The organism is Pseudohongiella sp. SYSU M77423 (genome assembly GCF_029911965.1).
Lineage (GTDB): Bacteria > Pseudomonadota > Gammaproteobacteria > Pseudomonadales > Pseudohongiellaceae > Pseudohongiella.
Genome location: NZ_JARYTH010000001.1, coordinates 418,399 through 444,293 on the forward strand (window position 1 = coordinate 418,399; position 25,895 = coordinate 444,293).

Consider the following 25,895-nt stretch of genomic DNA (forward strand, 5'->3'; position numbering starts at 1 on the left):
TCTCAGCTATATTTGGCCTGGGGCAGGATAATAGCTAAATTTCTGCGGCGCGGACATTGCCATCGGTTTGTATCGCCAAAGGACCACTCAACGGGAGCCAATACATAATCATGAATAAACTGACAATAAAAACGTTTGCCCTGCTTTGCTGCCTGATGTTTTCTGCGGGATTCGCATCGGCCCAGACCACCAGCGCTGACGAGAATACCGAAGCCGTCGCGGGCGCCATGGCGGCGCTGGATGATTTTATGCGGACCTTTAACGCGCGTGACATGCAGGCCTGGGCGGCAACACTGAACTATCCGCATGTGCGATTTGCCAGTGGCACCGTGACTGTCTGGCAGAGCGCCGAAGAGTTTGCGCAGCAGCCTACCTTCGAACGACTGACCGCAACGGGCTGGGATCATTCTGCCTGGCTGAGCCGTGAACCGGTGCTGGTTTCGTCAGGCAAGGTACATATCAATACGGTGTTTCAGCGCTACAACGCCAGCAATGAACCGATTGGCACTTACGAGTCGCTTTACATTGTGACGCGTGACGCTCAGGGCAAGTGGGGAACTCAGGCACGCTCCAGTCTGGCGCCGTGAACTGACACAATAACTTCGACCCGGGCGGACCAAATAATTTGCAGCATGGCCCTCGATGGATTAGCATCGGGGCCAAGTTTTTCCAATGCTCGCGTTAAAATAAGAAATCACTGATAAAAATAAGCGATACGCAAAAATCCTGTTATGGCTTTTGAGAAAAACCCTGACATCTCTGCTGCTGAAGACGACACACAACGTTGCATTGAGCGCTCGTTTTTTACCACAGCAAAGCTTGATGACAGCAAGTTGAGTGTGCTTGCCTGGCGTGATAGCGCTGGCTTCATTTTTGACACCAACCCACTGCAAGCGCCTGAAAAAAAGCCTTTTTTTGCTGAACTCGAAAGCTACAACTACGGCTCTATCGTCACGTCTGTGTGTAACACTGTCAGCTCATCGTGGCGCCGATCGCCACTGGATGCCGCACGCAATGGTGTGGATCACTTTCTTGTGCAGTTCTATGTCCGTGGAAGCGGTGAGTACACAACAGATAGCCGGGGACTGACACGGTTCAAACCTGGCGACATCTATATCACCGATGCAACTCGCTCCTTGCTCACCCACACAGAAGATTTACAAAATTTTACGTTGTGGATCCCGCGCAATTTATTGGAACCTTTGGTCACGGACCCTGATGCCTTGCATGGCATGCTGCTGAAGGCCGACGATCCGTCTGCCACCATTTTGCGAACCTATCTGGCCTCACTGCACGAGCAGGCGCCCGGGCTGACGGTCGCACAGGCCCAGGCCATGACTCAGCCGACACTGGATCTGCTGGTCGCTACGCTGGACCAAAACCCTGCTGTGCGCAATGAATACAGACATCGCTCAAGTGTCTCCAGCGTCGCCAGCCTGATGGCCGTCAAACGCTACATCAATCAACATCTGGACCATCCCGATCTTGGTCCTGACAAAATCGCCCATGCCTGCTGCATGTCACGCGCTACCTTGTACAGACTTTGTGGCCCGCTGGGAGGTGTCCAAAATTACATTCAGCAGCAGCGACTCAAAAAAGTACTGGCAGCGCTGATGGACACCAAATTGCGCCATTTGAGCATCGCTCAGATTGCAGGGTTCTGGGGGTTTCACGAACCCAGCACATTTACGAGGATCTTCCGCCGCGTGTTTGGTGTGACGCCGGGTGAAGCGCGAGGTTGTCATTCACTGTCTGATGGAGCGGGCTCAAACATTGATCAGGACGTTGAGATAGGCGACAGGCTCTACGAGCAGTGGCTTACGCAGCAGTTGCTGTAGCGGCGCAACATTAGTTTACGGACTCATCAGATAGTAGGCCTGCAAAACCGCAATCTGGGACTCATCCAGATTACTGACGGCGCCTGAAAACTCAGAGCGATTATCCCGACTCCACGCCTGTGCAGTTGTTGTTGTCGTCGCTGCGGCCTGCGACTGTTCCCTGAATTGTCCAAACCGCGCATCGGAGCGGCCATCTATCTGGGCATCCACATAGCGCGCCAGGTCTGGTGTCAGTCCGGTCAGGGTCATGGTATTGCGCCGCCTTTGGACAAAGGTGCCCGTCCCGTCAGGTATCGCCCAGTTGACGTTACGAAAACAGATCTCCACCTGCTGCGGATTTCCGTTACTGTCCAGATAGGCGTATTCGGTTTCTCGACCCACCGCTCGCCCGGTGGGTGTGGAGACACCTGCCTGCTGCATCTCTGATACCAGATCGTCACCACACAGGGCTGCGCCACCCTGATTGACCTGAGAGGTAGGAGCGGCACTGTCGTCACCGATGATGAGACCCGTGCGGTTATAGTAGTTCTGATATGCGCTCTGCCAGCCCTGGATAAACACCGCATTCATTTTCTGGTAAGTGGCATTGCGCTGCAGATCCTTGCCAATCGAAACCGCGCCAATGATCAGACCGATAACAACCAGCACAACTGAAATTTCGATCAGGCTGAACCCACGTTGAGATTTACATGACAAGTGATTTTTATTCATAAAGTCCTGCTTGATCGGCAGCCCTCAGGTTGCTGTCTATCTGTATGCGTATCGCCGACAAAGCCTGCTCCTGCGCCTGAAAATTGTTCACGTTCTGGTCACTGATGGCTGCGGTTGCGATGGCAAATGCCAGTCCAGCGGTGGTGGCTGTCAGTGAGACTACCGCCAGCCCGGTTGCCAGGCCTGCCGCCACCAGGGCGCCTGACAAACCACCTCCGCTGTTGATGGCAGACGCGACAGACGTGGCTGACTCCGCTACCGTGACAGCCGTATCGACTACCGACTTGAGCGTATCCGCCGTTGCTGCCGCAATATCAGCGCCGGCAAGAAATGCTATAAGTTCCAGCTGTTCGCGGTACTCGATCATTGCCTGCTGCATCACCGCAGCCGCACTCAAGGCATTGGCGTGTGCTGCTCCGGGCGTCATTGCGTTAACGCAGCCGAGCTTTTGATTCAACTGGCTAAAGTAGACTGCATGTACCTGGTCGTCATAATTCGCATCAGCGGGCTGATCCGGGTACGCCGCGCGAGGACTGTCATCACTCATGGCGCTGTTTACGCCATCCAGCAGCTGTCCATCACCGTCACTGTCTCGCGCACCCGGGTTAATCAGCACATAGGCCACATTGATGTAGTTATCATCACTTTGCCCAACATTGAGATGAGCACTTGACGGCGGCTTACTCGCTGCGATTACCAGTGCCTGACAAAAATCCAGGCCATTCTGATAACCGAGCTCCTGCGCGCTGGCAACGGCCGGAGTCGCGTCAGCAAAAAATGGTTGAAGTCGATCTTTCAGAAGCGTAAGCGCAGCGTCCTGGGTATTTGTGACACTTGGCTGGTTGTAAACCGCATAGGTCAGTGCTTGACCTGCTGTGTTCAGGAGTGGCTCTGCCAGCCCCAATGATCGATAGGGCAACTGGCCAATAACTGCCTGGCAGTTTTCAATGCCATTATCGCCCGTCGCCGGGCAGGGCATACGGGCTCTGGCAAACAGGAACCCGGCAATGGCATCGTCGGCAACGGCCACCAGTGCCTGATGACTGACATCGCGGGCCTGCTCTGCTCTTTGCACGTATAGACCGGCGCCGGCTGTCAGCAGCACACCGGCAACCACGATGACTACTGCCAGCTCCAGCAATGAATACCCCTGCTGTCTCAAGATCTTCATCGCAGTCTTGCCTCCCGCTCGGTATCTATGGCTGTCTGCAGCAAGGTGTCAGCATAGTTTCGTGTTTGTTGCCGGGCGCTGACTGCCGAGTCGCGCAGACTGGCGGAATCATCACGCGCTTCCCGGGCACTGCCAACCCCTTCGCCGGCTGACACCAGTGACTCGACCTGCAAGGCAACCGACACAGCAATGCCGGCTGCGGCGGCCGCGGCGGCCGTCCCCCCACTATTGATGCCCTGGGCAATGGCCACACCCGAGTCAACGGCAGTCAACAGCCCACCGGTGACTGCAAAGCCCAGGCTGACATCGGCCATGGTGATATCCTGCTCAGCGACTGTCAGTGCATAAGCGCGAAAATCGGCAAAAAAGTCCGTCAATGAAGCCACGTCATCTGCTGCAACAGCCGCTCTCGCCGCACTGCTGACAGCACCCAGAATCATGGGACAACCGACCCGTGCTGCCAGCTGTCCGAACCCGACACTCAATACCACATCATCGTAAGTTTCTGTCAGCTGCGCAGCGGGACGCTCGAACCCCCATGCCTGACTGCTGTGTGATGGGCTGTTGGGACCATCGGTGACACTGCCTGATGCATCGGCATCAGCACTGCCAGGATCAACCAGCACAAAGGCCTGACTTAAAGGGTTTTCAACATGGGTGTGTACATAGTCTGCACTATTGGATGCAAGCGCAGCATTTCGAACAGCCCAGCAGAAGTCGACCGCGTTGCTGATGCCTGTCACGGTGTTGTCTGGCAAATCTGGTTCCTTGCGGTTACGCAGCACTGCCAGATCCATATCCCGCGCTGCAGTTGCATGAGGGCGTCGGTATACGGCGTATACAATAGCCTGCTGGTCGCTGTTCATGAGCGGCTGAGCCAGCCCCATGCTCCGGTAGGGCAACACGCCTACCTGTTGAGGGCGACCTGTCGTGTTCTCTGTGGCGTCACAGTTTTCCTGGCCATCTCCGGTTGTGTCCGGACACGGAAGACGATTTCGGGCCCGCAGAAACCCCATCAGCTGTGACTGGCCACTGGCGAGACTTTCTGCGGCCAGCAGCCGCCGGTCCGTGCTTCCCGCTGTGGATGCGCCGCTGTTTATCTGACCGCCTGGATCGCCGGGCGCAACCAGCGATATGAACATAAACGCGGAAACACCTATGATGCTGATGACAATCGCCAGCTCAAGCAGACTGTAACCACGATGGCGCTGCAAGTACTGCACTTTCATTGTGCCCCCATCAGACTTCGCGCACTCACAGCCTCAATGACGGCCTCCCCTCCCTGCACGAGCACTATGGTGACGGCGTCTGGATTGTCGTCCGGATCCACACACTGACCGGTATTCGGGTCGTACCCCAGTTCCTGAGACATACACCGCAAAGTCTGTTCTGAATCTTCAAGCGCTACAATCATGTCATCATGCTGCTCGAGCCGTTCGACTTCATTCTGATATTCGATGTCGGCGAACAGAAAGGAGTCGTAGTCGCCAATCATGCCCGAGGCGATTTCATTGCCGTTTTCATCGAGCCCTTCCTGCAGCCAGATGTCCTCCCCAAGAGTACAGCCCGGTACAGCATCACAGCTCTGATAAACCGGCCCATCGGCACCGTCTGAGATATACACCGGATGGGAATTGGCAGCCGCAACAGCTTCGGCCACGGCCAGTGTCCTTTGCAGATTTTTCTGGCCAACCTGGGTTTCAGCTTCGGCTACCTGATCAGCCAGGTTGTCCAGTTGTGTGCAGGCGGGAAAATCTTCTGCGGCAGTGTCTTCATCTCGATATTCACACTCTGTCTTTTTGGTTTCTTCTTCCTGGCGCAGAAGTTCCAGGTTATTGCGGGCTTCCTGCACTTCATCGGTAGCAGTCAACGCTGCGGATATACGTTGGCTGACAGCTGCATCTGAAGTGTCACCTGGCGCTTTGGAAGATTCGATATAGTCGAATACCTTATCCCGACTTGCCTGGTATTTCTGCAAAGCGGGATCTCTGCGACTCTTGGCATTGTCGCGCGCCGCCACAATTTCGCCACGGTCGTTACGTGCCTCACTCAACTGATCTTCCACCTGGCCTATGGTTTCGTCATAGTCCAGCTGGTCATAGCTTGCCGTGGCGATGCCCGCCGAGATGGCTGCGGCAACGTACAGGCCAGTGGTGGTCAGCTGGCCCGCCGTGGCGATAGCTGCGGATGCCACAGCCACAACCGCACTGGCCAGTCCGGCTATCGCTGAAGCCAGAGAGGCGGCGTAGACCGGAATGAGCGCACACCCGACCAGTGCGAAACAGCCACTGATGGCGCCGGAAAGCAGGCTGGCAGCAGCGGTAATCTGGGTTGTGGCGGTAATCACCCCAAACCCGGATTGCACCAGGTCAACCGCGTTGAGCGCCAGCCCAATGCCGTTTAGCGCGGCGCCGATGGCGGTGGATTCCTGATTCGAGGCGAGCGTATCCGCAACCTCAACTTCAGCCTGGTGACCATTGGCCAGCAGGTTCATGGTCTGTATCAGCGGACCACAATTCAGCAGGGTATACAGTTCATCAAAATCGCGCGCCAGAACGCGGTCATCATATTGCGAGGTGGCAGCCGCATTCGGCATTTCGAAGCCGGCGCCATTGACTCCGTTCCTGCCATCAAACAGCCCGTTTTGACCATCACTGTTCTGGCGGCCGGGTGCGGCGAGGGCATAGGCAACGTTTCTGCTCGAATCCGCGCTGGCCGTATATGTAAAGCTGGCACTGAACGATGAATCATGAGCGGTCGCCAGGGCCTGACAAAAATCCGGGGCACCAACCTGCTGCACGCTCACCAGCTCGCCATTGGCCATGACGGGCTCAAAACGATTGCGGCGCGCGGTCAGGTCGGCATCCGTGGCATTCAGTGTGGTCGCTGACCCACCAGTGTTGCGGCGGTAGACACTGTAGCGCAAAGGGAGATCCTGCAGGCTGAATGCACTGCTACGCATTCCCAGCGTCCTGTATGGCAGAGTGCCTTTGCTGCTCGCGCTGCCACCACAATCCTCACGCCCGTCCCCGTCGAAATCCGGACATGGTAATCGGCTGTGAATCGCCAGAAAGTAAATCAGCTGCTCATCTGCCGACGCCAGCAAGGTATCGGTGCTGGACACATCCGGGCCACTGCTCCTGCCCTGCACCAGAAGCAGAGCAGCCCCGGCCAGCAGAACCAGAACCACTGACAGTTCAAGCAGTGAGAAGCCGCGTTGACGATTGCATGTGTTGATGCGCATATCCATCAAAAGCCCTGGTTGCTCATGTGTCTGATCAATTCGTAGATGGGCAGGAACAGCGCCATGATCATGATCACAAACAGACCACCCGCCAGCAGCATGACAACGGGTTTTACGATCTCGGCTATCGACGCTACAACGTGATCAAAGCGCCTTCGGTAATCGTCGGCCAGATATCGCAGCTGCACATCCAGCCCCCCTGTCTGTTCACCCACGCTGATCATGCGTACTGCAAAGCCCGGAAACCGGCCTGTCTGACGCATTTCGTGGCTCAGGCTGTTGCCACGCATCATACCCACCCTGACCTGCTGCAAAGCACGGCGATAGACTTCATTGCTGGTCGCGTCTTCCAGTACTTTCACACTGTTAAGAATTGATATGCCCGCCCCCACCAGCAAGCTCAGGTATTCAGTAATAAAGGCCATGGACGAGGAACGAACCAATACCCTGGACACAGGAAGTCGTAGTAATAAACTGTGAAACCACAGCCTTGCCGGCTGCCAGTTACGGACCAGAACATAGGCCACATAGGAGCTGATGGCCGCTGCCAGCAATATCCAGGTCAGATTGGCCGCGATCATGTCGGAGAACGCCAGCAGTGCGGTCGTCAGTGGCGGCATGTCAACGCCCATCTGCCGAAACAGGTCAGAAAGGCCGGGTATCACATAAACGATCCAGAACAGTGTTGCTGCCAGGATGCTGAGAAAAACAAACAGCGGGTAAATCATCGCCCGCTTCGCGTCCTGTGATATTTTGCCAACGCGCCTGAGGTGGTCGGCTGCATCCATGAGCGTGCGATCTAGTGTGCCGGAGCTTTCGCCAATACTGACCAGATGCAGCACGGTATGCGGCACGGTGTCCGAATGCCGCTGCAGACTGCTGCTAAGCGAGGCACCAGAGCGCAGGCTATCCAGAATATGCAATGCCAGCTTGCGCGCGGAGGCCGAACTTTCATCACCCGACAGCTCTTCCATCGCCTCAAACATCGGGATACCACTGCGCTGCATGACCGCAAGATTGTGGAAAAAGTCGGCCATCTCATCCATCGACATTGGCGACCGAAACACGCGCTTGAACATGTCATAAAAACTACCGACCCAGCCCGGCAGCATCCATAGCCGGACAATCACACAATCCTTCTGCTGCTCCAGGTAGTATCGTGCCGACTCTGCCTGAGTAAACGACAGCTTTTCGAAACCGCTTTCCAGTTTCCCGCCGGCAACCAGTCTGTGGAAGTAAAAGCATTTCATGTGGCATCCCTCAACAGTGTGCTGCCCAGCAGTCGTGTCAGTTCGTCCAGTGTTGTGTCGCCCTCCAGTACTCGTCGCAGGCCCACCTGTACGATGCTGATAGCCCCTTCCTGTCGCAACAGACTGGCAAGCTCCGCACGCATGACACCCGCAGCAATGTGCTGCGCCATGGTTTCCGATATACGCACCACCTCATAAATTGCAACGCGGCCGGAAAAGCCTGTATCCAGACAGTGCTCACAGCCTTTGCCACGATACAGTTGATCTACGTTCTGATTGCCGAACACACTGCGCTCTTTCTGATCAGGAACATAGGACTCTTTACAGGTCGAACAAATTCGTCTGGCCAGTCGCTGGTTGATGACACCAATCAGGCTGTTCGCGATCATGTCCGCACCGACCCCCAGCGCCTGCAGGCGGGGAACAACTCCAAGGAAGTTATTGACATGCAATGTGGAGAGCACCAGGTGACCGGTTTCCGCAGCAGTGATGGCTGCTTTTGCAGTTTCAGCATCGCGAATCTCACCTACCAGCATGACGTCCGGGTCGTGTCTGAGAAAGTGGCGAATCGCGGTATCAAACTGATAACCCGCCTTGCGGTTGACTTCTGTCTGGCGAATGACCGGCAGCTTGTATTCGATCGGATCTTCAACAGTAACAATGTTTTTGCCCTGCATGCCTATGCCGCGCAACCCGGCATGCAGCGTTGTACTTTTGCCTGAGCCGGTGGGTCCTGTCATCAACAGGATGCCGTGGGGACTGGCAAACAGTTGGTTGACCAGTTCCAGGTCACTGTCATAAAAGCCGAGCTGATTCAGACCCTTGACCTGCATGCCACTGGGCAGCAGGCGCATCACCAGATTCTCCCCGTATTCGGTAACTACGCTGGAGACACGCACATCGTAAGCAGTCTCCAGAATGTTCACCGAGAAACTGCCATCCTGTGGGCGCAGACTGTCGGAGATATCCATGCTCGCCTGCATTTTTATCGTCGTGATCAAGCGGCGCAGCGAAGACGGCAAGGCAACAATAGGATGCAGAACGCCATCAATGCGGAACGAAATGTGAATGCTGCGCTCCTCCGGCTGGATGTGAATATCGGAGGTGCTCTGCTTTACTGCGAGGTGTAGAATGTGATCGATCAATTTATCGGCCAGCAGTACCTGCTCCGTGTCCCGCGCCAGGCGTCGAATCTCCAGTTGCAGCAGATCCGACACGGGATGATCTGCGAAGTAGTAGTACTGACGAATCGCCTGCAAAAGCTTGCTGAATTCACACTGCACAATCTGACACCGCATCCCGGTGCGACCGCGTACCGTCTGTTCGACGTCCTGCTGATCCGCATTGCCTATCGCTACCAGCATCATGTCATCGCTAATGCTTATCGGAAGAAACGCCTTGTTGAGACACAACTGCTGATTGAATCGTCGCAGCACTGCGGGAGCCGGATTCTCCAGCTCATCTATATCTTTAAAAGGTATCTCTGCCTGACGGGCAAGCATGCGCGCCAGGTCAAACTCTGAGACAAGACCCAGCCGTAGCAGCAGTTCGCCAAGCCTTTCATCACTTATTTTCTGCTTTTGAAGTGCCATCTCCAGCTGATCGGGACTGACCAGCCCAGCCATGAGAAAATATGCCCCGAGCCGCATGCGCTGCGGTTCACTGAGATTTTCCTGTATATCCAATGCCTCGTTCATACTCATAACGTCTTCAGGGCACTCAGATTATTGTCACGCGCAGAACAATCACCAGCTCGCGCACGCGGCTGGTGTGTCCCTGCCTGCCAAACAGACCTCCGACTCCCCGCAACTCACGTAATACCGGGATGCCGCTGCCGGAACTACCACCTACTTCGTCAATGAGCCCGCCCAGAATGACTGTGTCGCCGCTGTTCATGCTCAGTGAGGTTGTCATACCCTTAAAATCAATAATTGGCAGTGATACCCGGCTGTCACCGCCCACTTCGATCAGTTGCAGGCTCTCTTCCTGAACCTCACTCTGCATGGGATGGATGGAAAGGCTGATTTCACCATCGTCGCTGATAAACGGCTGCACACCGAGCATGATGCCGTTAAAGACAGAGCTGGTTGTGACGCTGGTACTCGTCACCGAATCACCACCCCCAACAGAATTGGTGACAGCGGTTGATTCGGCAATATAGCGGCTGTTGCGCCCGACACTTATGAATGCCGGACGACTGTTGCGTGCCCTGATGCTTGGGTTGGAAAGCACGCGCACACTACCGAAGTTATCCAGAATATTCAGCGCCGCACTAAAGGACATACTTCCATACATCAGACCAAGCCGTCCCTCACCGCCGGCCTGCAACCCCGGAATCGTAATGGAGCGCGCCTGCTCAACTGAATCGGGAAGCTGTGTGGTAATCGAGTCTGCCGTATAGGTTCCGCCTCCATAACCAGCGGCAACACCATCGCGCAACAGCCCCCAGTCAATGCCAAACTCGAACTGGTCACTCAGAGACACATCAAGAATCTGTGCTTCGATCAGCACCTGCCGCTGCAGAACATCCCGGTACTGATCAATGAGTTTTCTAACCACACTAACCTGGGAGGGTCGCGCCCGAATAAACAGTGTTCCTGTCATTCGATTTAAGGAGTACACAGGGTTTGCCGCCAGGCTTTCGCGTTCCAGCTCATCAATTGACGTGGAACTGGTGGCCGGAAACTGACTGATACCGGGCAAAGTGGGACCTTCGCGGCCACCACGTTCGCGTCGACCGATGATTCCCTGCAGCATTTCATCGAGCTGCTGATAAGGATCCATACCTTCCGCGTTGATGCCTGTCAGTGCGATATTGCCAGTCATGGCACTCTCTCCGCCGCCACTTCCGCCACCACCACTGGCGCCCGACATGGTACTGTTGGCGCCAAACACATCGCCCCCCATATTGAAATCCATGCTGGTTACATCCTGCAGAAAATCCAGGTTGAACACGACCTCCTCAAACGGCCTGACAACCAGCACATTGCGCTGAACCTCGCCATTCAGATCCAGTAATTGCATGACGCGATCCAGCACCAGACTGGCAGGCACCTGACGTAAACTCATGCTGATGCGACGGTTCAGATTTGCCAGTTCCGGATCCAGCAGAAGATTCATACCTGCCTGCTCCGACAATGCTCGCAGAACGTTTTGAACATCCTCATTATGAACATCGATGGTGACCAGAACATCATCCAGTGGGTCGATTTCTGCCACTACCTCAGCCACCGGTTCTTCACGTGGGGTTTCGTTCGCCAGCTCACTGCGAATGCGCTCCTGCATGGCCAGCAGTCGACTGGATTCGGCGCGAATTCTTGCGTGTATGTCCTCCGCTGACTCCAGCGAACCGATGGGCTCATCGCCCGGCTGCGAGTCAATAGATGCACTGTTGCACCCAATCAGCAAGGTAGCCGAACACACCAGCATCAAACCCCGAAATGCCTTCGGGTTGAACGAATTGCGTACCATGTTATTGTGATCTTGCATTAGCCATCAGTTCCCGTTTGTTCTAGTTCAGTTCGCCCAGCAGGGCGTCGAAGTTGTATGCCAGGACCTTATCGTCGTAGCCTGCGTTCTTGCGCTTATTGGGTGAACTGGCACAAAGTGCACCGCTGCCATCTTTGCGCCAGGCATCATTCAAACCATCAAAGCGCCCACCGCTGCCGTCCATATCGGTGGCGCCACTGCTGATCAGGACAAATGCCATATTGGCCACCTGATTCGTTTGGCAGTTTTCATCACCGGAAGTCTGCCCATCACCCGTCACATATATCTCGGATGCCGTAACACCGTTATCAACCAGTTCACTGCCTGCGTTTCTTAATGCCTGCCGGAAATCTTCACGATTTCTGTATCCAGCATCTCCCTGTGCATCACCAGTTCGCTCATCCAGAATCGACAGATCAGCTCCACCATTGCCTGCGCTGCCCGCCGTACTGTTTCTGTAAACACCGTACATCAGGTTTTCGATGCCAGTAGAGGTATTGGCGATAGTGCTGCCCGGTTCCATGCCCAGGCTGTAATACGGCACGCCGCCAGTCCGAATCGTTGAACTGCTGCAATCATCTTCCAGTCCATCGACATTGCTGTCCGGGCACGGCAGGCGATGGTTGGCACGAGCGAATTCAATCAACTGGCTGGCGACCTGCTCCTGAAACGCCTCGGCTGTGGATATTTCTATGGCATTGGCTCCGGCACGCAAGGCTCCCAGGCCACCGGCCAGCAGCAAACCCACTACCAGCAGAACCAGCGCAATCTCAAGAGCGCTGAAACCGCGAAGACAGCTGATGTCCGCTGGGGCTTCTGTCATTGCCCGGCTCCCTGCGGCAGGTTTGCGCCGGGGACGACCAGTCCCTGGCTGCCTGCCTGCATCCTCTGTTGCAGGGCCTGCAATTGGTCCACGTATGACTGCATGGTCTGTTGATCCGCACCTGCCTGCGCAGCGGTATTGATGCGTTCAACAAGTCTCATCATCTCGTTGGCGGCATTCAGATTCTCGCGCAAAGCGCTGACACGTAATCCACCGACGGTACCATCAGGGCCCTGAAGCGACTCAAGGCGACCAAGAATGCTGTCAAGATCATTCACATCTATCTGCTGCCTGCTCATCAGCATTTCATTAAGATTGCTCTGCACAGCCCTGAGCATTTCTGCCCTTTCTCGCCCGGTCTCTATGGCGGACGCCGATTGCGCATCTGTGGCACGACTGCCTGAAGCAGGCGTCATGTCAACTTCGTTAGTGTTGCTGTCGGCATCAGGTGGGACGTAACGCTGTGCAGTTTCGGGGCCCGCAGCATTTTCTGTTGATAAAGGTAACTGCGATCGCTGCCCGCTGAGCTGGGTGTCAGCAGCACGCTGAGGCGGAACTGCTTCGGTTCGCTCCTCAAACATGTCGTTGGGCGCTATCTGGTTTGATGTCGGCATCCAGACTACTGGCTCTGGTGTCGCCAACATACGGAGCAGCATAAAAATAATCGCACTAACGCCAGCAACCAGTACAGTCCACAAAAAAATCCGATACACCGTTCACTCCCCGCTTCCTGTTTCTACCCTCATTGCATTTGAACAACGAGAGTTTCACCAGAATTCTCAATCACAACACGGTCTTCCCCAATGCTCTGCAATATGCCCCCCTCAGGCATGCGATCCCCTTCTTCGCGAAACATCCCGTTCACTACCGCAAACCGGTTGCCGGGACCGACAAATACCATGGACAGCCTGTACTCCGGCTTTACCAACAGATCCTCTTGTCCGCGCTCGGCCGTGACTTGAGTAGCTCGCGGTAATCCGGCTAGTGGGCTGACAACAGGAGGCGGCCGCACCGCTATCAGATTGTCGATTTCAACTGGCGTGATTTGTGAATACTGATCAAGCAGCCTTAGATTGGCGCGTAGCTCACTTACTGTTGCCTCCGCCTGACTCTGTATAAACACCGCATCACGCAGTTGCACGATTTCCGACAGCTCCGAGTAATCGGGCTGACTGGACCTTGCCTGTTGAGGTCCGCTGAATACCTGCAGCGCCCCATAAATCAGCAGCGCGGAGATTGCCAATACGAGCGCGGCACTAAACTTCATGTGCTGCTCCCTTCGACATACCGAGTATCAGCTGAAAATAATTCTTCTGCCGATACGCAGAAAGACCATTGTCTCTGACGCTGTAACCGGCGGCGCCGAGCTGTTCGATAAAATTTTCCAGGCTGGTGTTGACGTTGGCAGGCGTTGTATCAATCCACCCATCGAGAACAAGTTGTGGGTATGCCTGCACTGTGTCCAGACGGATACTGCTCAGCCTTACTTCATCAGGCATGGAGGACTGAACATCTGCAATCACCGATGCCAGCGACATTTGTGAGTTCGCATCGGTTAAGGTCTGAATGAGTTGTTGCAGATCACTGGACGGCATGGCGGGCAGGCCCTGCTGCATAGCCTGACGCGCAGACTGCAGCACCGCTACATCGCTGTCTGAAATCATGGATTCGTTGCTGAGCTCAATCAGATCGATCTGTTGTTGCCACTGATAACCCGCAGCTGCGAGTGAAATACCTGCAGCAAGCAATGCCACAGCTGCGGCTGGCAAAAGGCGCTCCGACCAGTACCATACAAGTGAGGGCATTGGGAATACTGTATGCTTGCTGTGGAAGCGTCTGCCCCATCCCGGTAGCGCTGATTGCAGTACGAAATCGCCGAAATGAAGTGTAGTAACCGGATCCCTGCTTACCTGCATCGACGTATTGTTTTCGATCCACTGGCAGATTGAGTCTGATACATTCGGCCCTATCGGATTCCAGTCGGCCCAGACCGCATACTGAAGATCTGCCTTGACCTTTTCCGCGACCTCTTTGATCTCTTCTGAGACAAACTGTATAGTCCGGAGCCATGCTTCTGCACTGCTTTCAGAGACGGTAAAGCGCTGGCAGAACTCAGCGCGATCGTTAAGCAGAACGAGAACATCCAGGCAGTTCTGGTGCTGGAACAGCACACAGACATTACCTACTTTTTCTGCGCGGGCCCGTGCAAGCAATAGAGACAGGTGAGAGCCTATAATCAGGTGATCTCGACTGTTGCGCGTTCGTTTTCTGTAATCCAGATAGTCCTCTGAGCTTACCGCATGGTACAGGGCCTGCGTGATCCCGGAATCCGTGTGTGTATCGAGCAACAATACCTGGCTGATCCCTTCAGTTTCCCCCCGGTCACGCAGACTTTTTTCCAGGATGGCTGCAGCGTACCTGCGGTTGCTCTTTACTTTTTCAACACCTTGCGGGGCGCCCCCGAAGTCAGATATCAGCAGGCACGGTTCCGATGTACTGAACTCATCCTCAACCTGCTTGACCTGTTGATCTTCAATCAACCATTGCCCGCTCTGCAGGTCCAATCGTATCTGGCCATAGTCCACTAATTTCATGGTTCACTCCGGATCAGGTAATCACCTGACAACGAAAGTTCCAACTGGTTGGTGCTACCCTGAGTCCAGCTCATGAGATCATCACCTTCCTGCAGAACCTTCAGCTCGAAACGGCGCGGAATGAACAGATAGCCCTCCGCATGCTGCAAAGAGGCCAGGTAGGCCTGCACCTGATCCCGCGTCATGCTTGCCTGCTCAATGAGAAGGGAGCGTGAACGCCAGTTTCCTGTCAGGACACTGGTCGACTCTATGTCGTGATTCATCTGCTGACGCTCCGCTGCGTGTTGCTGCCATTTGGCATGCGCCTGCCGTAGCTGCGACAAAAGGTCTGCGCGCTGACTTTGTGCCTGGTTCATATTCATCACTGTGGCAAGCCTTGCGCGCGCATCCAGTGCATAAGCGAGCGAGCACACCACCAGAACCGCTGAAATCAGCATAAATCCGTACGAGATTATTCGGTATTTGCGAACTCTGGACTGCACTGCCGATGCCGGAGTCATTGATCCATCAACCAGTGTGCTGTCAGCAACACCACCCGGTTTTCATCCTGATTGTCACCTTCACCATCAGCTGTTGTCTGCTGACCACCACCCTGTGCAAATGTATTGTTGGCACTCCACTCCCGGCCTGGCTGCTGACTCGTATTGGCGCCAGTATTCAGTGAGGAATCCTGCTGCCGAAAGCGGCCTTCGATGGCGTCTGGAACGCCGTCCACCATTCTGTCCAGTGCTCGGGCGAGATCCGGCGTCAGCCCTCGAATCACCATCACGTTACCAGCGCCACTATTTGTTTGCGGCGGGTTCCACTGGAAACATATTTGTAGTTCTGCGGCATTGCCATTGCTGTCTGTGTACAGATAACGGTCCTCCTGACCGACAGCGCGACCATTGGGCATGCTGATGCCCACACGACGAACCAGCTCATGTAGATTCTGCCCTGACAGCTGAGGGTCGCCGTCGCCCACTGAATTACTGGCATAGCCCTGTCCACGGCAGATTCGCAGACCAGTGTTTGTATAGTTCTCCGGAAGTCCTGCGACGGCACCACCGGCATTATTGATCTGTGCCTCCTGTCCGTTGACCATGAACGTTGGAGCCACCTGGTTGTCACCCAGAACAACGCCAGTTCGCTGAAAATACTGGTCGTAAGTCTGCTTCCAGGCACCTGCGAAGGAGCTGAATATTCTTTGCATTTCAGCATCCCGGCGCAGGTCTCTGCCGACCGAAACCGCACTGAGTACAACACCAATAATTACCAGCACTACAGCCATTTCAATAAGAGTGAACCCGCGTTGCGCAGAATAAGATTTAACTGGATCTTTCATTCTTTATTCTCCGTATGACTTACTGGTTCATCTTGTAGTGCGCCGTCACAACCAGAACCTGATCTTCATTCAAGGCGCTGCCACCAGTTGCGGCACCAGTCTGAGTAATGTTCTGCTGGTTGTTACCCTCCCATTGCACCCCGGCCTGATTGGCTGTGCCATTGGCGATTCCTTCCTGGCGAAAAGCACCCTCCTGTGCATCCGCCACACCATCAATCATTTGATCCAGTGCTCTCGCCAGATCTGGCGTCAGGCCTGTCAAAACCAGAACATTGCCTGAGCCCGACGCTGTGCCAGGATTGTTCCATTGAAAGCAGACCTGCAGCTCCTGGGGATTTCCATTTGAGTCGAGGTAGGCGTAGCGGTCCTCAGAGCCGACAGCGCGCCCGGCTGGCATGCGCACACCGGCCTGCAGCATCAGATCGCGGATACTGGCGTCAGTGCCAGCTGTGAAACCACGCGCCATGTTCTGCCCTGCAGCTCCTCTGCATACAGCATTAGGGGCTGTAATTGCGGTCATGTTGCCACCAGAAATCGGCGCGCCGCCGGCGGCTGAATAGCGCTCACCATTGACCATCAGGCGCGGTTCAACCTGGTTGTCTCCAACCACCACACCGGTTCGCTGGTAATACGAGTTGTAGGCCTGGACCCAGGGATCCAGATAGGTTTGCTTGATGCGTTTGTATTCGGCGTCGCGCTGCAATCCGGTTCCAATCGCGACTGCCCCCATAATCACACCAATGATGACGAGCACGATTGACATCTCAATCAACGTGAAACCGTTTTGTTGTTTGTCCATGTTCTGCAACCCTCAGTGAAACCAGTACGGCACGAACCCGCCGAAGGCGGATTCTCTGGGAGGGAGCCTAGCATTGCGTCAAGCGAGACAGGTTGACCCGGGGTCTCAAGATATTGACCCTGTGTCTCAAGATCGCAGATTTAAGTGGCAGATCACAGGCTACGGGGAGGAATTGCTATCACGAGCTCTTCATCGGTGGGCGTTTAAATCAGCATCAGTGGGTTTGCTGAAAGCCAGCTGCACATTGGCTGAGTAAATCACACGATACTCGTTGCTCTGATGGGGTTCGGTGTTGTGCGTCAGGTAACTGGGAAACACCACAAACAGCCCCTTTTTGGGCTGCACACTGAAACGGTAAGGCATCCAGCAGATTTCCGGTGGGTAGAAGTGCTGGAAATGCCCGCGCGCCGGATTCTCGAAAATCAGCTGGCCGGTGCCTTCAGTCGCCGCCGCGTAAAAAACCATACTCAGGTGTGCCATGGGGTGGGTGTGTTGGGGGATGTAATGGCCGCGCCCATAGATGGACGCCCAGGCACTGCCCAAATGCATGCCCACCTCAGGCTTGCCGACTATCCGCATGTATTCACCAAACACGGCCATGGCGGCACGGTTCATGAATTCAAAGTCGGCTCGATTGACCAGGTTGACGTTGTAGAAGGATGTAAAGCCGTGCTGTTCGATATCGTGCGGGCTTTTTGCACGCTGGCCACTGTGCCAGGCGTCACTGATCAGGCCGGCATCCGGATACTCCGCTTTTAATTGCATGGCCTTTTCGTAGAATTTGTCGGCAATCGCGTCCAGCTCCGGGAAGTCATCAATTGTGATAACCGGGTGGCTGAACATTTGAATGAGTTGACCCATGGTGCTCCTGGCGGGGATACCGGACTAACGATTTACATTGGCACGATCATGCAGAAAGATTCTTTTTCAAAGGTTCCAGGTAGGACACATAATGCCTGGCGCGTCCGCTGAAAGCCGCTGATACTGGCTGTCTGACCTGTACAGCACTGAAGGTGCTCACCGCACGCTGTGTTTTATGCGGCTCATGGCAGGCCGGTTCTTCAGTCAAACCGGCAAACGCCAACAGGCTTCGAATCTCTGCAGATGAATCTTTTATCATGTCAGCATGTTCAAGTCGATGAATGTGGTTCGGTGCCAGAGCGTACCAGTGCGCCATCAATCGGCGGTGCAGTCCGAGGTAATGGCCAATATCTTCAAGTCGGTGGGCGCAGGGCCAGTTCTTCGAGAAATCGTGACGGTATATCGACAGGCCAATCTCCAGCGCATCACGCTCGGTGGCGATGATCGGAGAGTCGGGAAACAGCAGGCGTATCAGGCCAATGGAGCGGAAGTTCAACGGTTGCTTGTCGACAACCCACCTTGGTTTCTCTCCCGCGTCATCACCAGCCGGTGTTGGCAATGCAGCCAGATAGGCCTCGCGCCAGCGCGCCAGTTTTCGCTGCATGACGCTGCGCGTCTCTTCGATGCCAATGCGACGCGCCATGGTAATTAATTCATCGTGTATCTCGGGCAACGTCGGCAGTTCGCCGCCACCATGTACTGTCGAATGGGAAGCCAGTATGGATTCAACCAGCGTGGTGCCTGAGCGCGGCATACCCAGCACAAATATCGGTTGCGGTGACTCCGTGCCTGCAGCCTTTCTGTGACTGACTGGGTTGACACTGCCATGCGGGAACAGGGATATGAGTATGTCCAGCTCCTGTTCCTGTGCGGTGCGCTGATAGGCAATCCCTTCCTGCTGACTCAACTGCATGTTGACGCGATTTGCCTGTTGCCAGGCAGAGAACGCAGCTCCATATTCGCCAGCGTGGTCCAATGCCTCGCCCAAGGTAAACAGCAGCGCTGCACGATACTCCGGATGCAGCCAGGTCTGCGCAAGCAGCCGCTGAATGGCTGCCACTTCTTCGCGTCGCAGGCGCCCCTGACACAGTTGCCCGAGAGTGACGTAGGCCGGCACCAGCGTCGGGCTGGCAGCCAGTGCCTGCCGGCAATCCTGCTCTGCCTGTTGCAGCTTGCCGGTCAGGTAGTTAAGACGGCACGATGCCAACTGCACCTCACTGGCGCCCGGCTGCAGGCGATCGGCCGTCGTCAGGTGACGCTGGGCCCGTTCAAAACGCTCTGCGGCTGTTGCAATCCGTGCCGCACTGACATGTTGCCGGAAGTTTTCCGGGTCAAGCGATAGGACAACATCGAAGGCGTCCAGCGACTCGGTGAAAAGTTTCTGCTCAAAGCAGGCATGCGAAAGCGACTGCCAGGCCTGTACCGAATCAGGTTCGGCGCGAGTCCAGGCAGTCGCAATCTGTTGCATGAGTGGCCAGTTCCGCGAGCGTGCAGCCCGGGAGCAGGCAGGCGTCCATGCCTGTGAGGCGCCTTGCTGAGGCAACTGCACCAACTCCATTACAGGAAGCCGAATCCCGACAGACTTTCAAAGCTGACGTTCAGGCCTAAGTACACAACGCGACCACGGGCGCCAACTGGCACATTCAGATATGTAACATCGGGCATGCGATCACTAAGGTTGTTGACACCAGCGTAGGCACGCAGCCCCTCGCTGAAGCGGTAGTCCGCCTGTATGTCGTGGACAAACAGGTCCTTGGTGCCCAGCAGCGCCGAGATATCTGGCGACCGCTGAATTTCCTCAGCCCGGTAGCGGCCCAGTCCGCTCTGGTAATGAACACCATAGGCCACGGAAAGCGGACCTCGTTCCCACACGGCATCGACGTTGAAAACCCATTCTGGCGCCTGACCACCAAGCAGCGTATCCACCTGCCCGGTCTCGTCAAGCAGACGAGGTGCAACTGTTGGCTGACTCAACAACTCCTCTAGCTTGGTACCGGCAAACGACAGTGCCAGTGAGCCAGCGTTAAAGCCAAGTTCAGTGCGGTAGGACAGACTGAAGTCGTAACCGGAGGTCTGGATCTGGCTGACGTTGACCGGTCGCTGCTCCAGTGCATCCACAACGCCCACAACCCCCTCGAGACCCTGCGATACCCGTGTAAACAGTGAACAGAACGGGTTATCCAGCGTGGCAGCACTGTAGCACTGCTCAACGATTTCATCAGCGCTTGGATACAGGATGCCCTGATCCATGGAGATCCTCCAGTAGTCCAGCGTCGCGACAAAATCCGGCAGGAAGGTCGGCGTAAATACCAGACCAATAGTATCCGTATCAGCCGTCTCCTCCATCAGGTCAGGGTTACCACCGACCACACCCGGTCGCCCAACTGGATAGGCATTGATGAAAGTGGCCGGATCAACACCCAGCGAGGACAGTACGGCGGCACAGTTGGCGACCGTGGTCGGCGTCTGGATCCCCAGGTTAGTCTGTTCACAGACATCATCCGGGCGGAATGAAGCTTCGTTATCCGGCGAGAACAGTTCCTCCAGGTTAGGCGAGCGTACTGACTGACCGTGTGAGCCGCGCACGATGAAGTTGTCGTTCAGGGTCCAGTTCAGACCCACACTGAATGCACTGGTCTGACCAATGGTGGAATAGTCTGAGAAACGATACGCGCCGTCCAGTCGCAGTGCCTGCAGGAACGGGCCGAGGTCGTTAAACACTGGTACTGATACTTCCGTAAACAATTCACTGACATCGTAAGACGCTTTACTGTCGCGTTCGAAGTTAAGCTGGGTCAGGGCGTTAATGTTGCTGCTGATATCGTTAACGTCATTGGAGATTTTTTCTTCGCGGTATTCGCCACCAAACACAAAATCTACTGGGCCTGCAGGCAATGTGAATCCGAGCCCGCTGCTGTTGCCCGCGACAAAACCGTTGAGTACAGCCTGTGTGATCTTGCCGCGATTGACCAGCGGTATGCCATTGCCGGTGATGAAATCGATGGACGCTGCATTCGGGTGCGTGTCGGGCAGGTTGCCTGAGGCAAAGTAGCCAGATGTACCATCAATAAACGGGTTGAAAGGAACACAGCCACTGTTGGCGCCTGGCGTAAATGTCATGTTGGCGGGGTCACCCCACACAGCGGGCTTCCACGAAGACACTACATCATCATTGGGTGGTACCGCAGCCGGATCCAGATTGGAGCGGCAGGTCGGCTGTCCAGTGACCGGATCCACCACGGCATCAAGTGCCGCAAAATAGCGGTCTTCCCGACGCATATTGGTGATGCTGGCACGCACATCAGTTCGGCCGTAGTTGGCGGAGACTTCATAGTTAAGCCAGTCGGTCAGATCACCGCGCAGGCCTACGACCGCACGGAATGTTTCGCGCGTATTGTCATCGACGGAACGCATCTCCAGGTCGTCACGCGCAAGGCTGATGGTTGGATCGTTGACGCCAGCCAGCACCTCACGGAAGCTGTCTGACAAGAATGGGTTATCCAGTGTGAGCTCAAGCGCCGAGGTAAACGAAGAGTTTCTGGGACTGACAGCATCTGTTTTTACGTACTTGAGTTCTGTAAACGCTGTCATCGCCGGTGTCAGATCATAGCGACCAAGCGCGTTGACCGAATGCACTTCCGTTTCCGGCAGAAACTGGTTGGTGAAATATGCTGTGGGCGTACCATCACCGCCTTCACCGATATAGTGTGCGCCGGAAACAGGAGTACCCAATCGATAGGGGTTGCCCTGCGAGTTAAGGGTCAGGTCGCCAAAGCCAATCTCCTCTCCCGTATTCGCGTCGGTTCCCATGATGTCATAACGACCGGCGGGTGATGTAAAGATGTAATGGCGTTGTCCGGCTACAATGCGGTCCGGCACATTGGGATCATCGGTCTGACGGAATTCCGCAGGGTTGTTAACCAGATAGACGCGTTCCTCCAGACCAAAGTCACGCTCGAATATTTCCAGCTTCTCTTGCCTGCGGAACTCGTAGCTGCCGGTTATATTGCCGCGCCCCTCATGAAAGTTACTGCCCCAGACGAATGATGCGTAATAGTCCTCAGAGTCACCACGATCCGACATGCTGCCCTGGGTGCGCATGTCAAAACCTTCAAAGTCATCCTTGAGGACAAAGTTGACCGCACCCGAGACCGCATCAGCACCGTATACCGCCGAGGCACCGCCAGTCAGCACGTCCACGCGCTCAATCAGCGCAGTTGGAATGGTATTGGTATCCACCAGAGGCTCACCTGTGGCGATGGCACTGACATGGCGCCGGCCATTGACCAGCACAAGCGTACGGTTGGTACCCAGGTTTCGCATGTTCAGGGCGTTGACACCGGTCATCGGGCCACCTTCATCAGCTCCTTCAAAGGACCCTTCCGAGCCCACCAGTGCAGCCACTTCGCTGACAAAATCCTCTACGTTGACTTTGCCTGAGCGTTCGATTTGCTCAGCGCCCAGCGACAGCACCGGAGCTACATAGTCGCCTTCAAATCGAGTGATACGCGACCCTGTTACTACAACCTCTTCCAGCTGCGGCTGATCCTGGGCGAACGCAAGTGGCGCCGCAACGGGAAACATGGATACGGATATGGCGGCGGACAGCATTTTTAACTTAAAAGGTGTGGCGGCTCTTGCGGATGCTTTGTCATTCTTGGTGGGCATGGCGGAATCCTCATACACTAGGTCTAGTCCAGCGAAATCTGGCGTCATTGAAACAGTCAGGGGGATAGGAGCATCTTTCATGCCACCGCAAAAATCACGAGCGTTGTATAGGGTGGTATTTTTCGCATCCAAAACGGGGCGTGATGGATTTTACGAATCACTAATTCAGTGCATATATCAGCAAAGTGTTGTGATACCCGGCGCTAAAGGGACAAGATGTGGCACCGTTATCGAGCTACGTATGCACCAAAAGTGCAAACTACGCATTATGACGGAATGAAGAACTTATATGAATTTCAACGGGAAAATTTGCAGTCGGTGCACCAAGTCGAATCGTATACGCTCAGGTTTTGTCACAGGATGCTACAACAATGTGCAAAGCTTAGAGGGCAGAAGGCTCTCTGCCCTGCTCTGTGTTTTTGTTATTTGCTGAACCGGGCCGACTCGGAACGCCCAAGTGCAGCCATCATCCAGCTCATCGGCAGATGCCGCATCAGAAATACGAGCAGCCGGTAGTTCCAGCCCTGTATCGAGATCAGCTTGCCTTTTTCAATATCCTGGAATGATCGTGCCACCACCTGGTCCGCCGTCCACGCACGTGTGAATCCTTTCTTCTTGTAGAAGCGGTCGGGATCAATGCCCATTCGCGAGTGAAAGTCGGTGATGGTGAATCCCGGGCAGATCGCCAGGGCCTTCAGGCCATCGCGGCGATAGGCCAGACCAACGCTTTCGGTAAAGCTGCGCACATAAGCCTTGGTGGGACCGTACAGCACGCTCTGCCCGGTTGGTATCCAGCTGGCCACCGAGGCGACATTGATCAGCATGCCTTTGGATTTGAGTAACTTGGGCAGTGCTGCGTGGGACAACTGAGTGGTTGCCACTACGTGTACATCAATCAGTGCCTGGTGTTTATCCCAGGCCACCTCTCCCAGCCTGCCATCTTCGGCGTAGCCGGCGTTATTGACCAGAGCGTCCAGCTCTGGCAGTGCCTCAATCGTTTCCACCAGTGCCTGCCGGTCCTGCGTATTTGACAGGTCACCCAACTGCAGGCTTACGGTGATGCCATACTCCGTGCGAAGTCGCTCTGCCAGGCCCTGCAGTTCCGGCTCACGTCGCCCAGTAAGCAGCAGCTTGTAACCTTGTCGGGCAAATGCCCTGGCGTAGGCTGCTCCGATTCCACTGGTAGCACCGGTAATGACAGCAAGACGATTGGACATGATGACCTCCCTGGCAACAATAGTCTGGGATGTGAAACACCCCTCATAAACGCTTAATCGCCACTGGCGATGCGAATGAGGCTATGCTTGAGCACCGCATCAAAATCCGGGTCAGTCAATCGTGATCGAAACAATGACACGCCCTCAAGCAATGACATCATGAGTGTCGCACGATTAAGCGCGTCAGTCGCTGACAATTCCTGTTGTCTGTGTATCAAGGTGTAACCCGATACGGCCTCAGCCAGTGCCCGTCGATAACCTTCATAGAAGCTCATCAGTATCTGTTCCACCTCCCGGTCTCTGGCGGACAGGGCCCACAGTTCCCAGAACAGCTGACATTGCGCCCCACCCTGCTGGGCGAGCACGTAGTCAATCAATTGTGCCAGATCGGTATTACCCTGCTGTGGTTGCACAAGCTCTTGTGACGCACGCTCTAGGGACCGCTGCAGCAGCCCGGTCAACAGGCTCGCCTTGGAAGGGAAGTAATACTGAACGTTGGACAGGCGAACAGCCGAACACTCGGCAACACCTCTGAGGGTAAAGCCCGCGTAACCTTCGCTGGCCAATAACCGTTCGGCACAATCGAGGATACTCTCCCGTCGCTCACGCCCCTTGATGCTAGTGGGTATCGCCGCCTGTTTGGTGTTTTTCATGATTTGCCGCCCGCGCGATCTGTATTGGCCAGAGGCAGTTTAGCAGCTTGCATACTATTGGTCATCCGACCTATACTCTGCACAATTGGTCGCATGACCAATTAAATGAAAATTCACTCACCTGGTCCTGGGTGCAGTCCAACCCGGCGTCAGACAGGAGGTACGCAATGACAACGGTTCTATTGGCAGGAGGTGCAGGTGTGGTTGGCTCGCAGGTGGCGCAGCTACTGGGCAGGCTGTATCCGGAACTCAGGCTTCTTGTCGGAGGTCGCTCACCCGATAAAGCGGTGTCCCTGCTTGGGTCTCTGCCGAACGCAGAGCCAATCACAATGAATGTGGTTGATGCGGACTCGCTGGCATCTCTGAAAGCCATACCCGATCTGGTGGTGGCCATGGTCAATGACCCTGACGATCGATTGCTGTTCAGTGCGGTGCGGCGTGGCAGTGCCTATATCGACATCACGCGCTGGACCGAGCGCCTGCAGCAAAGCCAAAGCCGCCTGCTGGCATTGACCGGCGGGCAAAGTAAGGCTCCGGTAGTATTTGCTTCATCGTGGATGGCAGCCACCGCTGCCACGCTGGCGCGGGCGCTCGCAGAAGGGCTGCATGATGCGGAACTGAACATGGACATTCTGTTCGACATGCATGACAAAGCCGGCCCCAACTCTACCGAGTATATGGACAGGCTGAGGACCCCGTTCACCGTTATTGAACAGGGCAAATCGACGCTCAAACGCCCGTTTACCGAGCCGCGTCGAGTCACCTTTCCGGATCACGGCACTGCCCGGACCTATCGATTTGATGCCCCCGACCAGTTGACCCTGCCCGTGCTGACTGGGGCCCGTTCGGTATCGGCTCGGATCGCATTCGACAGCCCATCAGCCACAGAAAGCCTGAAATGGCTTGTGCGCAGTCCTGTCTGGTCGCTGTTGAACCGCCCTGCCTTTGAGCGCACACGCCACGCCATTCTCTATAATCCCGGTGATGGCGGTGCGCATCGCATCTTGCTGACTGCTCAGGGCAGGGATGACGCCGGACAGGCAGCGGATCGTCAGCTGTATATTCGCGCAGAACAGGGTCAGACTTATCTGACGGCCGTTGGCACTGTCATACAGATAGAGCGGGTGCTGGGACTGGCCGGACATCAGAAAGCGTCCGCTAGTATTCAGTTTGCAGAAGCCGAGACCGATCCCGCGCTGGCTCGCAACCGGTTGCTCAAACTTGGTATCGAATTACACGATAAGGTCTGACTC

The 25,895-nt window shown here is 55.4% G+C and carries 22 protein-coding genes; 3 read left to right on the forward strand and 19 right to left on the reverse strand.

The window, feature by feature from the left end:
* The first annotated feature begins 110 nt into the window (after nt 1-110).
* Entirely contained in the window at nt 111-587 is a 477-nt protein-coding gene (locus tag QGM61_RS01815) for a hypothetical protein (RefSeq protein WP_281131661.1), read from the forward strand.
* Nucleotides 588-731: 144 nt separating this feature from the next.
* A complete protein-coding gene (locus QGM61_RS01820; protein ID WP_281131662.1) occupies nt 732-1,838 on the forward strand; it encodes a helix-turn-helix domain-containing protein in 1,107 nt (368 codons plus the stop codon).
* 15 nt (nt 1,839-1,853) lie between these two features.
* On the opposite strand, the gene QGM61_RS01825 is transcribed toward QGM61_RS01820, so the two are convergent.
* The 19 genes from QGM61_RS01825 to QGM61_RS01915 form a co-directional block, all read right to left on the reverse strand.
* The gene (locus QGM61_RS01825; RefSeq protein ID WP_281131663.1) at nt 1,854-2,549 is read right to left on the reverse strand and encodes a type II secretion system protein; all 696 of its coding nucleotides are present in this window, start codon (nt 2,547-2,549) and stop codon (nt 1,854-1,856) included.
* Nucleotides 2,542-3,720: a type II secretion system protein gene (locus QGM61_RS01830; RefSeq protein WP_281131664.1), complete on the reverse strand. Its 1,179-nt coding sequence runs from the start codon at nt 3,718-3,720 to the stop codon at nt 2,542-2,544. Before QGM61_RS01830 ends, QGM61_RS01825 begins: the two co-directional genes overlap by 8 nt.
* A complete protein-coding gene (locus QGM61_RS01835; RefSeq protein ID WP_281131665.1) occupies nt 3,717-4,949 on the reverse strand; it encodes a type II secretion system protein in 1,233 nt (410 codons plus the stop codon). The genes QGM61_RS01830 and QGM61_RS01835 overlap by 4 nt, the downstream gene beginning before the upstream one ends.
* The gene (locus QGM61_RS01840) at nt 4,946-6,964 is read right to left on the reverse strand and encodes a prepilin-type N-terminal cleavage/methylation domain-containing protein (protein ID WP_281131666.1); all 2,019 of its coding nucleotides are present in this window, start codon (nt 6,962-6,964) and stop codon (nt 4,946-4,948) included. Before QGM61_RS01840 ends, QGM61_RS01835 begins: the two co-directional genes overlap by 4 nt.
* Nucleotides 6,965-6,969: 5 nt before the next feature.
* Nucleotides 6,970-8,214, reverse strand: coding sequence for a type II secretion system F family protein (locus QGM61_RS01845; protein WP_281131667.1), 1,245 nt, complete (start codon nt 8,212-8,214; stop codon nt 6,970-6,972).
* Nucleotides 8,211-9,917, reverse strand: coding sequence for a GspE/PulE family protein (locus QGM61_RS01850; protein ID WP_281131668.1), 1,707 nt, complete (start codon nt 9,915-9,917; stop codon nt 8,211-8,213). The genes QGM61_RS01845 and QGM61_RS01850 overlap by 4 nt, the downstream gene beginning before the upstream one ends.
* A gap of 16 nt (nt 9,918-9,933) precedes the next feature.
* A complete protein-coding gene (gene mshL / locus QGM61_RS01855) occupies nt 9,934-11,703 on the reverse strand; it encodes a pilus (MSHA type) biogenesis protein MshL (RefSeq protein ID WP_281131669.1) in 1,770 nt (589 codons plus the stop codon).
* Between the two features lie 22 nt (nt 11,704-11,725).
* A complete protein-coding gene (locus tag QGM61_RS01860) occupies nt 11,726-12,526 on the reverse strand; it encodes a hypothetical protein (protein ID WP_281131670.1) in 801 nt (266 codons plus the stop codon).
* A complete protein-coding gene (locus QGM61_RS01865; protein WP_281131671.1) occupies nt 12,523-13,140 on the reverse strand; it encodes a hypothetical protein in 618 nt (205 codons plus the stop codon). Before QGM61_RS01865 ends, QGM61_RS01860 begins: the two co-directional genes overlap by 4 nt.
* A 128-nt stretch (nt 13,141-13,268) precedes the next feature.
* Nucleotides 13,269-13,793, reverse strand: a complete 525-nt coding sequence (locus tag QGM61_RS01870; protein WP_281131672.1) for a hypothetical protein — start codon at nt 13,791-13,793, stop codon at nt 13,269-13,271.
* Nucleotides 13,783-15,120, reverse strand: a complete 1,338-nt coding sequence (locus tag QGM61_RS01875) for a hypothetical protein (protein WP_281131673.1) — start codon at nt 15,118-15,120, stop codon at nt 13,783-13,785. Before QGM61_RS01875 ends, QGM61_RS01870 begins: the two co-directional genes overlap by 11 nt.
* The gene (locus tag QGM61_RS01880) at nt 15,117-15,620 is read right to left on the reverse strand and encodes a hypothetical protein (protein ID WP_281131674.1); all 504 of its coding nucleotides are present in this window, start codon (nt 15,618-15,620) and stop codon (nt 15,117-15,119) included. The genes QGM61_RS01875 and QGM61_RS01880 overlap by 4 nt, the downstream gene beginning before the upstream one ends.
* Nucleotides 15,617-16,444, reverse strand: coding sequence for a prepilin-type N-terminal cleavage/methylation domain-containing protein (locus QGM61_RS01885; protein ID WP_281131675.1), 828 nt, complete (start codon nt 16,442-16,444; stop codon nt 15,617-15,619). Before QGM61_RS01885 ends, QGM61_RS01880 begins: the two co-directional genes overlap by 4 nt.
* A 19-nt stretch (nt 16,445-16,463) precedes the next feature.
* The gene (locus tag QGM61_RS01890) at nt 16,464-17,243 is read right to left on the reverse strand and encodes a type II secretion system protein (protein WP_281131676.1); all 780 of its coding nucleotides are present in this window, start codon (nt 17,241-17,243) and stop codon (nt 16,464-16,466) included.
* Nucleotides 17,244-17,432: 189 nt separating this feature from the next.
* Complete coding sequence (locus QGM61_RS01895; protein ID WP_281131677.1) at nt 17,433-18,104, reverse strand: putative 2OG-Fe(II) oxygenase; 672 nt, start codon at nt 18,102-18,104, stop codon at nt 17,433-17,435.
* A gap of 46 nt (nt 18,105-18,150) precedes the next feature.
* Nucleotides 18,151-19,572 (reverse strand): tetratricopeptide repeat-containing sulfotransferase family protein, encoded by a 1,422-nt coding sequence (locus QGM61_RS01900; RefSeq protein WP_281131678.1) that lies wholly within the window; start codon nt 19,570-19,572, stop codon nt 18,151-18,153.
* An 89-nt stretch (nt 19,573-19,661) separates the two neighbouring features.
* A complete protein-coding gene (locus QGM61_RS01905) occupies nt 19,662-22,772 on the reverse strand; it encodes a TonB-dependent receptor domain-containing protein (RefSeq protein ID WP_281131679.1) in 3,111 nt (1,036 codons plus the stop codon).
* A 422-nt stretch (nt 22,773-23,194) separates the two neighbouring features.
* On the reverse strand, nt 23,195-23,989 hold the full coding sequence (locus QGM61_RS01910) for an SDR family NAD(P)-dependent oxidoreductase (RefSeq protein WP_281131680.1): 795 nt from the start codon (nt 23,987-23,989) through the stop codon (nt 23,195-23,197).
* A gap of 53 nt (nt 23,990-24,042) precedes the next feature.
* Nucleotides 24,043-24,642 carry a TetR/AcrR family transcriptional regulator gene (locus QGM61_RS01915; protein ID WP_281131681.1) on the reverse strand — a complete coding sequence of 200 codons (600 nt, stop codon included), beginning with the start codon at nt 24,640-24,642 and terminating at the stop codon, nt 24,043-24,045.
* A 167-nt stretch (nt 24,643-24,809) separates the two neighbouring features.
* Here QGM61_RS01915 and QGM61_RS01920 point away from each other — a divergent pair, with 167 nt between their 5' ends.
* Entirely contained in the window at nt 24,810-25,892 is a 1,083-nt protein-coding gene (locus QGM61_RS01920) for a saccharopine dehydrogenase (protein WP_281131682.1), read from the forward strand.
* Nucleotides 25,893-25,895 lie beyond the last annotated feature (3 nt).